This window comes from Erysipelatoclostridium sp. MSK.23.31 (assembly GCF_019125875.1).
GTDB classification, from domain to species: domain Bacteria; phylum Bacillota_I; class Bacilli_A; order Erysipelotrichales; family Coprobacillaceae; genus Thomasclavelia; species Thomasclavelia ramosa.
Genome location: NZ_JAHOCB010000021.1, coordinates 1 through 12,798 on the forward strand (window position 1 = coordinate 1; position 12,798 = coordinate 12,798).

General features: G+C 30.4%; 10 protein-coding genes, 1 riboswitch and 1 other annotated feature (1 of these 12 only partly in view). Of the genes, 6 read left to right on the forward strand and 4 right to left on the reverse strand.

Going from position 1 to position 12,798, the window contains the following annotated elements; translation table 11 throughout:
- Positions 1-62 precede the first annotated feature (62 nt).
- The 3 genes from KSU54_RS10270 to KSU54_RS10280 all read right to left on the reverse strand — a co-directional run bounded on the left by KSU54_RS10270 (position 63) and on the right by KSU54_RS10280 (position 4,432).
- Complete coding sequence (locus tag KSU54_RS10270; RefSeq protein WP_117792641.1) at positions 63-1,343, reverse strand: glucose-6-phosphate isomerase; 1,281 nt, start codon at positions 1,341-1,343, stop codon at positions 63-65.
- 1 nt (position 1,344) lies between these two features.
- Entirely contained in the window at positions 1,345-1,722 is a 378-nt protein-coding gene (locus KSU54_RS10275; protein WP_003538055.1) for a CvfD/Ygs/GSP13 family RNA-binding post-transcriptional regulator, read from the reverse strand.
- A 442-nt stretch (positions 1,723-2,164) separates the two neighbouring features.
- Positions 2,165-4,432, reverse strand: coding sequence for a sensor domain-containing diguanylate cyclase (locus KSU54_RS10280; protein ID WP_117792643.1), 2,268 nt, complete (start codon positions 4,430-4,432; stop codon positions 2,165-2,167).
- Positions 4,433-5,409: 977 nt separating this feature from the next.
- On the opposite strand from KSU54_RS10280, the gene KSU54_RS10285 reads away from it, so the two are divergent.
- The 4 genes from KSU54_RS10285 (at position 5,410) to hpf (ending at position 7,910) form a co-directional block, all read left to right on the forward strand.
- The gene (locus tag KSU54_RS10285) at positions 5,410-5,661 is read left to right on the forward strand and encodes a NifU family protein (protein ID WP_003538057.1); all 252 of its coding nucleotides are present in this window, start codon (positions 5,410-5,412) and stop codon (positions 5,659-5,661) included.
- Positions 5,662-5,817: 156 nt separating this feature from the next.
- Positions 5,818-5,952: a hypothetical protein gene (locus KSU54_RS19155; RefSeq protein ID WP_003538058.1), complete on the forward strand. Its 135-nt coding sequence runs from the start codon at positions 5,818-5,820 to the stop codon at positions 5,950-5,952.
- Positions 5,943-6,044: riboswitch (SAM riboswitch) on the forward strand. (Overlaps the previous gene by 10 nt.)
- A 66-nt stretch (positions 6,045-6,110) precedes the next feature.
- Positions 6,111-7,253, forward strand: a complete 1,143-nt coding sequence (gene metK, locus KSU54_RS10290; RefSeq protein WP_003538059.1) for a methionine adenosyltransferase — start codon at positions 6,111-6,113, stop codon at positions 7,251-7,253.
- A 126-nt stretch (positions 7,254-7,379) separates the two neighbouring features.
- On the forward strand, positions 7,380-7,910 hold the full coding sequence (hpf, locus tag KSU54_RS10295; RefSeq protein ID WP_003538060.1) for a ribosome hibernation-promoting factor, HPF/YfiA family: 531 nt from the start codon (positions 7,380-7,382) through the stop codon (positions 7,908-7,910).
- Positions 7,911-7,932: 22 nt separating this feature from the next.
- On the opposite strand, the gene KSU54_RS10300 is transcribed toward hpf, so the two are convergent.
- Complete coding sequence (locus tag KSU54_RS10300; protein WP_003538061.1) at positions 7,933-8,877, reverse strand: TIGR01212 family radical SAM protein; 945 nt, start codon at positions 8,875-8,877, stop codon at positions 7,933-7,935.
- 37 nt (positions 8,878-8,914) lie between these two features.
- Here KSU54_RS10300 and KSU54_RS10305 point away from each other — a divergent pair, with 37 nt between their 5' ends.
- Positions 8,915-10,759 carry an ABC transporter ATP-binding protein/permease gene (locus KSU54_RS10305; RefSeq protein WP_117792645.1) on the forward strand — a complete coding sequence of 615 codons (1,845 nt, stop codon included), beginning with the start codon at positions 8,915-8,917 and terminating at the stop codon, positions 10,757-10,759.
- Between the two features lies 1 nt (position 10,760).
- Entirely contained in the window at positions 10,761-12,632 is a 1,872-nt protein-coding gene (locus tag KSU54_RS10310) for an ABC transporter ATP-binding protein/permease (protein ID WP_008791886.1), read from the forward strand.
- Between the two features lie 51 nt (positions 12,633-12,683).
- Positions 12,684-12,798, forward strand: a binding site (T-box leader) (it continues 93 nt past the right edge of the window).

Here is a 12,798-nt window from a genome sequence, read left to right on the forward strand (position 1 = left end):
AGAAAAGAGATAGCTTTCGCTATCTCTTAAGCCCCTCCACTATTGACACGGAGCCATAATAATTAATAGCCTGGTTTACCAAGTAATTTAAACATATTTGCTTTGTACACTTCAACACCTGGTTGATTAAATGGATTAACACCAAGTAAATATACAGACATAGCACATGACATTTCAAAGAAATATACCATGTAACCAAAACCATAAGCATCCATTTTATCTAAAGTAATCAAAATGTTAGGTACATTACCAGTATTAACATGAGCATCAACAGTTCCTTCACAAGCTTTTTTATTTACATAGTCTACAGATTTACCTGCTAAATAATTAAGACCATCTAAATCATCTTTATCACTAGGAATAGTGATATCTCCAGCTGGTTCTTTAATTTGCATGATTGTTTCATAAAGAACTTTTGTACCTTCTTGGATAAATTGTCCTAAAGAATGTAAATCAGTTGAGAAAGTAGCACTAGTAGGTAAGATACCTTTACCTTCTTTACCTTCTGATTCACCGTAAAGTTGTTTCCACCATTCAGCTACCATAGCTAGTTGTAATTCGTAAGTTACAAACATTTCAGCAGGATATCCGGCTTTGTGTAAAATCTGACGAGCAACACCATATTTATAAGCATCATTTTGATCAAGATCAGCATTACCGTATTTTTCCATCGCATCTTTAGCACCTTTTAACATTGCATCTACATCAATTCCAGCCATTGCGATTGGGAATAATCCTACTGGTGTTAAAACTGAATAACGGCCACCAACATCATCAGGAATTACAAATGTCGTATATCCCTCTTCAGTAGCCAAAGTTTTTAATGCACCTTTAGCCTTATCTGTTGTAGCAACGATTCTTTCTTTAGCTCCAACTTTACCGTATTTAGTTTCGCACATTTCTTTGAAAATTCTAAATGCGATAGAAGTTTCTGTAGTTGTACCTGATTTAGAAATTACATTGATAGCAAAATCCTTATCTTTAATATAATCAGCTACTTGTTTAATATAATTTGATGAAAAAGTATTTCCTACATAAATGATTTCAACATCATTAGTTGGATATAATCCGTTGATTGCTTCAATTGCTGCACGTGCACCTAAGTAAGATCCCCCAATACCACAAACTAGTAACACATCTGTTTTTTCTCTTAGACTAGCAGCTGTTTCTTTAATTAATTCAACTTCAGCTTTATCATAATTTTCAGGTAATTCAACCCACCCAAGAAAATCATTACCAGCTCCAGTTTTGTTGTGAATCATATTATGGATTTCTTTTACTTTGTCCTTGTATGATTCTAAATCCTCGCTTAATTTAGCTTTAGATAAATCTAATGTAATCATTTTAACTTTCCTCCGTGATTCCTTGTTTAAGCCATTTTTCCATGGCAAGAGCTAATGGTTTGAAACCATTAGGCGTTTCAACGATTAATCGTCTAGGATTCTTATAGTAAACACGTTTATTGCGTCTACGATAACGATTATCAATGGCTTTCAAGCTAAGTTTAGCATGGTTAGTTTCCTGATCAAAATCAATAACTTTTACTTTGATTGATTCACCCACCTTAACAAAACTATCGATGCTTTTAACGAATTTATCAGATATTTCGGAAATATGTATTAATCCTGTTGAATTATCTGGTAAACTGGCAAAAGCTCCATATGGCTGGATACCAGTAATTTTGACATCAATGATATCACCGCGTTTAATCTTTTGGCTCATTTAATAATCACTCCCTGCGTGGATATTATAGCACAAAATAAATAAAATTATTTCATTTTTTATAAATAATACAAAAATCATTGATAAGGCAATAGATTCAATAAATTTAGTATATTTTTTTATTAAGTAAAAGAATACATTTTTAAGGTTGTTAAAATTAAATTTAAGCTAAGAATAAAGTATTGCGCCATCTAGAACCAGGAATAACAATTTAAAGAATGTAGTAGAAGAATAGTTATTCTAAAATTATGTGAAAAGGAAATGAATGATTTGCTGGTAGAAGTAAGATGGCTTTACTAGTTTTAAAAGACGATTAGAGAATTAATGAATATAAATAGGCTGGAATTATTGTCCAGCCTATTTGTGTATATAAGATTATTTTCTAAATATCTTTAAATTACTGATATATTTTATTTATTAGTAGTCTAAAACAATAACTAGATTACAATTTTGATACTTGGTCACTTAATCCTTTATGCTTTAGAAAGATTGATATAATTTGCGATATGAGAGTAAGCATTCTAAGCTCTTCTTTTGTCCATATTCGTTTTCCTGTACATTCATCAAAGCCAACGAAACCGGCAATCATTTCCTGCTCATAATACGCACACTGTAGTGTAGAATGAATTCCTTGGGCTTCAAACAGTTGTCTTTGTTTTTTGCTTAATGACGTGACATCATGACAGTAGAAGATAGAATTTTCATCGAATACTCTTTCATATTCATCCATATCATGATAAGAAATATTTTGTAGTTGTTCTTTTACAGCGGTGATCCCTTCATTACACCATTCATATGTATTGGAGCAATGTTCTTTGTCTGTCATGGTTTCGAAAATATAAGCATGGCTTACGTCATAGCGTTTTCCAGTAATTTCAAGAATCAGATTAATAGCTGTTTTTAAATCTTTGTTTTGAAATAGAATACGAAAGGCGTAATCTGCTAATGAAACAGATGTTTCACTATAAGATTGTTGTGAATCGATAGTTGCACCTAGTGAAGAATATGCGGTAATACTTTGCTGATTACAAGATTTTTCATTATATACGATATATGTATTCTTGCCTTGGATTTTGGCTTGGTAAAGGGCTTTATCAGCATTTGCATACAATTCCAAAAAATTATGTCCATCTTTTGGATATAAAGCGATACCAATACTGCTTGTTACCTGAATCTTACTTTTCTCTTTGTCAAATAGATGGGCAAATGTTTTTTGTAGTTCTTCAGCTTTCTTTTCTGCATCTAAGTGGCTAGTAATATTTTTCATGAAAATAATAAACTCGTCACCACCAATTCTACCAACGACATCACTATCACGTACTTTCTTTTTCATAGCCGTTGCCATTTCACCTAATACCATATCTCCAGCAATATGTCCCAATGTATCATTGATTTGTTTAAAATTATCTGTGTCAATCATGAAGAGTGCTCCCTTAGAGTCATGATGTTCAATAATAAAGTTTTTTATTTGATTTTCGGTTTCAGAGCGGTTGTATATCCCAGTTAATGCATCTTTTTCTGCTTTATGCTGTAATGTCTTTATTTTTTGTCTTTCATCTGTAATATCTAGACCCATACTATAAAAACAAGGGATACCATCCCAGCTGTCCCTTTCATCTACGTAGCATAATGTCAGTGTCCAGATGCGTTCTTCTTTATTACGGGTATAGACTCGTCCCTCGAATACAACGCTCTCTTTTGAATTTCTTAATTTATGAACAATCTGCTTGGCTCTTTTTAAGTCCTCAGGATGCATATAGCTTTTTAACTCATAACGTTCACTTTTAAATTGTTCTTTTGTATAACCAATCATTTTAAGAAAAATATCATTGCACCAGAGAATTGAAGAATAATCCCTTGCATCAACACGTACCATCGCGGCAGAAATGGTTTTTAAAATTGCTTCTCGTTCTTGATCTTTCTTTGCTAGCTTATATTCAGTACTATAAGTGTCATGGGAAAGCTCAATACGGGCAGAGTGGCCATGCCAATTCAACATACGATCCTTGATAATAAAATTTCTTTTTAATAAAGGGTTATAAAACTCCCATTCATAAGTTTGATCTTTTTTTAAATATTTATTTGTACAGAAAGGACAGGGGGAACTTCTACCTTGTATGATTTCATAACACTTTTTCCCTATTGCTTGTTCAGCTCTAGTACCAAGCGTTTCACATGCAACTTTATTTAAATATAGAAGTTCATATGTCTCAATATCACTGATATAAACATTTCCGGCATTTTCTGCCATCATCCATTGAAAGTTATCTATATATACATTTTTAGTTGAAATGAGTGTATTCTGTGTATTGATTAAATTACTAATATCGTTATATGCAATTGTTATTACTTCGAAAGAAAGTGAAATAGATAATTTAATCCATTTTATTTCATCATGTCTAAAAGGAATTCGGATTATACATTCTTGATGTAAATCACGATGCTCTTGCAACTTTGCTAATTGATTTTCAAGAATAATAAAATCATCTGTATAAGGTTTGTAGTATGTTTTTAAATCCTGCCAAATCATTTTAAAATCTTTTTTTTCATGCCCGGTCATTTTATAAAAAGCATCATTTGCCCATATAAATGAGAGTTTTTTATCAGGTTTGTGTTTACTAATTGGAGTTGCCAGAGTATTTAAATATTTTTCTAAAATAGCATTTTCATTAATCGACATTTTCTTTGCAGTATTTTTATTGTTCATCATAACCACCCCTCCTGATATATCACATTTATATCACACATATCATTCTTTTATTATAACATAGTAATTTGAAAACGCTATCTTTTCGTTCTGCTGAATAGTTAATGAAGTTAAAATGTAATATTGAAATATCTAATAAAAAATATTTTACAATAAATTTTTGTTAATTTTGGTAGTGGTCAGATAGTATAATGATTTAATAGAGAGACTAAAATTTGATAGAAGCGAAGGTATTATAGTAAAGTTTTGTTTTGGTAATTAAGTCATAGAGGATTTTTTATGAAGAATGAAATATTTTATGAATATGAATCATTAGAACAGAGTAGGAAATAGAAGGATATTTTTGTTATTAAGAACAAAAAATCAAAACATAATTAAAAAGATTGACTTCATTATGAGTGAGAAATCAATCCTTATATTTAAATTAAAATATTGTGTCTAGCTTTGTAATTTTAGCATATATGTACGTAGTTAGAACATTTGTCAGACAGATAAAGAACCTCAGTTTAGTGGGGCTCTTTATCTGTGTTACATGTCCTTTTGCATGTTTGAGAAATGAGAGTTTTGGGACTTATACTCATTTCCCGGATATATTATATCAAAATAAAAAGAAGAATGAAAAAATAATGCACTATTTTTTATCCCGTAATAGCTGATATATTCTTGCAAAAGAAAAACAGTCATTTTTTTATATAAAAAAAATAAAAAAGTTAAACAATTAATAGTGATGAAGAATTAATAGTGATGAAGATAGGATATTTAGTAGTAATGGTCTTTATTAAGTATCTTGTTTTACAACACCGTCATTACAGTGTTTTTCATCCGACAGTTAGTCGATTATAATATAGATCATCTAAGTGATTTTTATGGTTTTTAGTTAAAATCATATTATCCTAGTAATTTTCTTAATTAAAGTGTATATTTATTTAAAAATAATTTTTTTGTGGTAAAATAGATAAGTGCTAAAGGAGTGAAGGACAATGGAAAATACAAGTACAATTGAAGAAGTAGAAAAAGTAATTAACAAATTAAGACCGTACTTAAATCGTGATGGTGGTGACATCGAATTAATAGATTTTAAAGATGGCATTGTTTATGTGAAGATGTTAGGTGCCTGTGCGGGTTGTTCAATGTTAGATGAAACTTTAAAGGATGGTGTTGAGCAAATCTTAATGGAAGAAGTACCAGGAGTTTTAGGAGTGCAAAATATTTTAGAAGGAACTGAGTATTAATTTAAAACAAAGTTGAGACAAAAAAAGATTCATTCCATGCTAAAATATTAGTATCTAATAAATTGCTTGCAATAATGTCTTAGATATATTATTATGTATTTGTTGTTTTAAGGAATATTATTTTTTAATTTATGCAAACTAAGTTAAGGTGATAATATGAAGAATGTAAGGCAACAAAAAATGATTGCCAGTATCTTATTAGATATTGGACTCGATGACGATATTATTGAGGTAATAACGTCACTAACTAAAGAAGAAATAGAACAAATAAATAAAAAAGACTCTTATTAAGAACTACTAGATGAAGATCGATGATGTAGTGGCAACCCTATATTAAATTAGAAGGTGCCTAACTGAGCAAGTTTATACTTGAACAATGAGAGAAGGCTTCCTAACTATGTATGCTTTCTCTTTAGGAAGCTTTTTTATTTGTAGAAGGAGAAAGAAAAATGAAAGAAAAAGTATTATTTACCTCTGAATCAGTTTCAAAAGGGCATCCTGATAAAGTTTGTGATCAAATTAGTGATGCTATCCTTGATGCGTGCTTAAAAGAAGATCCTAATTCACGTGTGGCCTGTGAAGTTTTTGCTACTACTGATCTGGTAGTCATTGGTGGAGAAATCACAACTACTGCAGAAGTTAACTATGAGCAGGTAGCTCGAGATGTTTTAAAGGACATTGGATATGATGATAGCGATAAAGGAATCGATTATCGGACTTGCAAGGTTCAGGTAGTAATGGATTTACAGTCTCCTGATATTGCTTTAGGAACAAATGATGAAGTTGGAGGAGCGGGGGATCAAGGAATCATGTTTGGTTACGCCTGTAAAGAAACAAAAGGGTATATGCCTTTGCCGATTTCAATTGCTCATCATTTGGTTCGTTATGCAACTGAAAAAAAGGATACTGGAGAATTTAAGTCAGCCCGTCCTGATATGAAAGCTCAAGTAACGATTGATTATACCGAAAGTACTCCTAAAATTGATACTATTTTAATGTCGATTCAGCACGATCCTGATTTTGATGAAACTGAATTCAAACGTTATATTAAAGAAGAAATAATGGATGCAGTTGTAAGAAAATATAATTTAAACACTGATTATAAAGTGCTGATCAATCCAACTGGTCGCTTTGTTATTGGAGGACCGCATGGTGATACTGGCTTAACTGGGCGAAAGATTATTGTTGATACATATGGTGGGGCTGCTCGCCATGGTGGTGGGGCTTTTAGTGGAAAGGATCCATCCAAAGTTGACCGTTCAGCTGCCTATATGTTGCGTTATATTGCTAAAAATATTGTTGCGGCAAATCTTTGTGATAAATTAGAAATTCAGGTTTCTTATGCTATTGGAGTTAAAGAACCTACTTCAATTTTTATTGAGACGTATGGAACTGAACATGTTGACCATGATATAATCCTAAAAGCAATCAGAGATAACTTTGATTTAACTCCAGGAGGAATCATTAAAACGTTAGATTTACGTCAACCATTGTATCTAAAAACAGCTGCTTATGGACACTTTGGTCGTGGGGATAACAATCTTCCATGGGAAGAGTTAGATAAAGTAGAAATTCTAAAAAAATATTTATAGATAAAAATGCTCGATTTATTCGAGTGTTTTTTGTTTATGTTAAATTTAGGGAAATTTTATCAATAATTTGAGTGTTATTTTACAAATATATATTGTATAATATGTTTATACAAAGGAGGAATTCTTATGAAAATCTCAGTAAGAGGAAAAAACATTGAAATCACAGAGGCTATCGAAGCAAAGATTTCAGAAAAACTATCTAAATTAGATAAGTATTTCATCGTAAGTGACAATGTTGAAGCAAAAGTTTTATGTCGAGTTTATCCTTATGGACAAAAACTTGAAGTTACGATTCCTACTGAATATGTACTTTTAAGAGCAGAGGTCGTAGATGATGATCTATATAATGCTATGGATCTAGTTGTTGACAAATTAGAAGGACAAATCAGAAAGTACAAAACTAGACTAAGTCGTAAATCAAAAGATAATAAACTTGCGTTCAACCTATCTTCAATTGAAGATGTTGAATCTGAAGAAGATGTCTTGGTAAAGGTTAAGTCAATTACCCCTAAACCAATGGATATGGAAGAAGCAATCATGCAAATGGAATTGATTGGTCATTCATTCTTCGTTTATCGTGATGTTGAAAGTGATTCAATTAGTATCGTATATCGTCGTAATGATGGTGATTATGGTTTAATTGAAACTAGTAATTAATAATTGAATAATAGAAAAAGCCCTAAATGGGCTTTTTTATTTTACAACCTTGATAATAATCTTTAGCAACCATTAATTTATCAATATCATTTAAGATAGTTACTTTACGAATTGACCATAAGGGAGCGACTAAATCTGAAATATTTCCATCTCCGGTTAATCTTTCAATAACAATATTTTCTGGGATGTAACTTAATTGTTTGACAACTAAATCAATATATTCGTCACGACTCAGGATTTTAAAAGGCTGTTGTAAATATAACTGATGTAATTTTGTTTTTTCAATGACATAAAGCATATGGATCTTTAAGGCTTGAATGTCCAACTGCCCAACCGCCTTTGCTGTTTCAAGCATCATTTCATATGTTTCACCAGGTAGACCATTGATAATATGTACACAGACATTAATTTTTAATTTTCGTAATTTATTCAAGCCGTCTAGGAAGTCTTGATAATTATGGCCACGATTGATTAGTTCACCTGTTTGATCGTGAATGGTCTGTAAACCTAATTCGACCCATAAATCGCAGCGATTATTAACTTCTGCTAAATAATTTAAAACATCGGTTTCCAAGCAGTCTGGACGAGTTGCGATGCTGATTGCAACCACATTTTTTTTATTGATAAATGGTTCGATACAAGCTTTGATTTTTTTTAATGGGCCGTATGTATTAGTATTGGCTTGAAAATAAGCAATATATTTACAATTTGGCCATTTATTTTGAAGAAGCAAACTAACATTACTAAATTGTATTTCTAATGAATCCTGGATATTTCCGGCAAAATCACCTGAACCAGTGCTGCTACAAAAAATACAGCCGCCCGTGCCTTTAGTACCGTCGCGATTTGGACAAGTAAAGCCCGCATTCAAACTAACTTTGGCAACTTTACTTTGATATTTATTTTTCAGATAATAATTAAAAGTATGATAGCGTTTATTATCATCACTATATTTAAATAAGTTCATTTTATCACCATTGCTATTATAACATAAGGAGGACGTTATGGCATTACAACTTATTAATATTACTAAATTTTATAAGTATGGAAAAAAGAGACAACGCGTTATTGATGATCTAACAATTAAATTTCCAAGTAGAGGGATGATAGGAATCATTGGTCAAAGTGGTACAGGGAAATCAACTTTGTTAAACATTATTGCGGGAATTGAGCGTCCATGCAATGGTCAGGTATTAATTGATGGGCATAGGCTCAACTATCAACAAATTAGAATGTATCAACGTGATTATATTAGTTATGTTTACCAATTTTATAATTTAGTCAATGCTTTAACAATAAAAGAGAATTTAATCTTAATTACAAAAATAAAAGGTATTGATTTAAAGCAAGTGTCTGGTCAATTGGAGGAGTATTGTCGAACTTTAAAAGTAGTTGAATTGTTGGAAAGATATCCCGATGAACTATCGGGTGGTCAAAAGCAGCGAATTGGATTGGTTCGAGCTTTCTTGTGTAATACACCAATTCTTTTAGCAGATGAACCAACTGGAGCATTAAATGATAAATTAAGTATTGAAGTGATGAGACTTTTAAAAAGGTATGCCAAGGAGCATTTAGTGATTGTTATTTCGCATAATTCTCGATTAATTAAACAATATACAAAAATGATTGTAGATCTTGATAAAAAAAAGAATTATTATAATTTTAGTAATGAACGATATCATAAATATTCACCAATAATCATAAAAAAGCAGCCAGGTCGACTGCTTTTTTATTGTAAAAGGCAACTCAAATATCAATTTAAAAAGATAATAATGATGTTTGTATCACAAATATTTATTATTCTAGCTTTTGTTTTATTATTAAGTGCTTTTAATGGTGGATGGCAATATTTAGAAAAAAGATTTGAAGAAGACCCATTAAAAAGAGTTATTGAAGTTTCAAAAAATGATTATATTAATAATATCTTTGAACGCAAAGAAATTAAAAAATTTGAGAAGAATAATAAAATAGCAAATGTTGCTTACAAATTAGTATTTAGTAATGGAATTTTAAGCAGTTATGATGAAGAGTTAGACGTTGAGGTATATCAGATATTTAAAACTAAAAAGTTAGATTATATTTCTGGGAAATATCCTTCAAAAGAGAATCAAATATTAATTAATCAGACAACGGCAAAGAAGTATAAATTAAAAATAGGCGAGAGAATTAATTTTGAAATTAATGATGATGAATATGAATTCACTATTAGTGGAATCATTAATGATCATATTAATATAGGGGTTAATCTTTATTTAGAACAACAGTATTTAGAAGAAGAGTTAAGTGATGATTGCCTGGATAAAACAGTTTTAATATTTCATAGTGATCAAGTAGATGCTGTGATAAAAGAATATCAAAAAGATTATTTGCTGATTAATCTACACGGTGATTATATTGACAACTATCGATCAATTTTTGATATCACTAGATTTGTGATTTTCTTATTTATTGTAATTAGTTTTGCTATTTCATTAATTTTAATTTCAGTTATTCTTAAAACAATTTTTATTGAACGAAAAAGAGATACTAGTCTTTTATTGGCTAATGGTCTTGGTAAAGGTAAAGCAATTAATTTATTTTGTCGTGAAGCAATTTTGATAGGAGGGCTGATTGGAAGTGCGGGAGCAATCTTAGCAATGGGCGTATTAAGATTAATTGAGCTATTTGATTTAAGTGATTATTTATTTAACATTCCAAGGTTGTTTGTCTTACCGAAATATATTTTTACAAAATATGATTTATATGTAGTGTTGATTGTTATTTATATAATTGCATGTTATTTAGCAGGGTTACAAGCTAGTCTTAAAATAAACAGAATGGATATTAGCATATTGTTAAAGGAGAACTAAAATGCTGGAAATTAAAAATTTAACTAAAAGATATGATGAAACTATTATTAAAAATTTAAACATAATATTACCAAGTACGGGATTGATCATAATAGTAGGAAATTCTGGATGCGGAAAAACAACATTATTAAATCTAATTGGTGGAATAGATCAAGATTATGAAGGAGAAATATTATTTGATCATCAAGATATTCGAAAAATTAAAAAGTATTGTCGTAGGCATATTGGTTTTATTTTTCAGGATTTCAATTTAATTAATTGGCTAAATGTCAAAGAAAATTATTTGTTAGCAAAATTTTTTACTAAAATTTCATATAAAAGAGCAGTTGAAGATCAAGAAGAAAAATTAGAACTCCGAAAACTGAATAAAAAAAGGGTCAAAATCTTATCTGGTGGACAAAAACAACGGGTTGCATTACTTCGGGCGATGATTAAAAATGTTGATATTTTATTGTGTGATGAGCCAACAGGTTCTCTAGATGATAAAAATGCAAAGATGGTTTTTGAATTATTACATGCAGAAGCTAAGGAACGACTTGTCATTGTTATAACGCACAATGAGCAATTAGCTTATCAATATGCTGATCAATGCTTTTCTATGCAAAATGGACAATTGATTGGGAAGTATCGCCGGGATAAAAATAATCATTTTTATTCGCGTTTAGTCAAACAGCATTCACCATTAAAATTATATCAACTGGCATTGTTACAATATCGTGCTAATTTGGGTAGAAATTTAAAAATATCATCTGGTATTACAGTAGCTTTGATTTGTATTATGATTACCTTTACACTGAGTGGATCATTACAAACCCAAATAAAAAGACAGCTTGATTCTATATTTCCAAATCAACTAATTTCGATTCAGAATGTACATAAAAAATTACTTAGTTATCATGAGTTACTTTCATTATCAAATTTAGATATGAATGAATTTATCTATGGGGAACCAGCCGATTATGAATTTATGGGAGTATCACTGCAAAGTGATTATGAAGTTGAAAAAACAATTTATATCAGTGATATGACTAAACCAATAAAAAGTAGGAATTTGGAAATAGGACGTGAAACAAAAAATAGTAATGAAATAGTTTTATCAAAAACAACGGCAACACATCTTAATCCTGATTATCAAAAATTATTGAATCAACAATTATATGGATATTATTTAAAGGACGATCAAATTAAAGGAGTCTCACTCACTGTTGTTGGAATAGGGAAAGATGTAACTGCTTTTGACACAATCTATATTAATGAATTAGCTAATCTCGATCATATTAGCCAAGCTTTTGCGATTGATAAGAAACAATTATTGTTTCAATTAGCTATGATCAATTTAAATAGCAAAGCGGATCTTGATGATCTTTTAATGGATTTAGAAGATCAGTATAGTCAATTTGAATTTAAAGTTGCAGGAGAAAATATTAATGAAAGAATAGATACATTTATGTTACAAATTCAAAGAGTTCTTTTACTATTTTCTTTATTGGCTATAGTAGCAGCATGTTTCTTAATTGGGGAAGTGTTATATTTGTCTGTTATAGAAAAAACAAAAGATATCGGTATTTTTAAATGTATGGGTGCGAGTAAATTACAGATCATGAATTTAGTTTTATTAGAAAGTTTTACTTTAATTAGTGGAGCGTTTATCTGCTCTTATGTATTTTTTTATCAATTAGTTAATTTAATTAATCAGCTTGTTGAAAATGAGCTGCAGCTTGATTTATCAGGAGTGTTTATTCAAATTGATTATCAGTTAGTAATTGCTATCTATTTAGGAGCATTATGTTTTGGATTGTGCAGTAGCTATATTCCCGCCTTTTTGGCAGGCCGGTTAGATCCTATTAAAGCATTAAAACAACCAAATTATTAGTAATAAAATTTGTTGCATATCAGCCTTTTTATGTTATAATATTCTAGTATTTGAAAGTCGATGAATAGGACTAGTAGTAATTGACGTTTTTTATAGAGAATCAGTGGCTGGTGGAAACTGATAAAACGGGTTATGAACTCACCTAGGAGATGCAGCGGGGAATTAA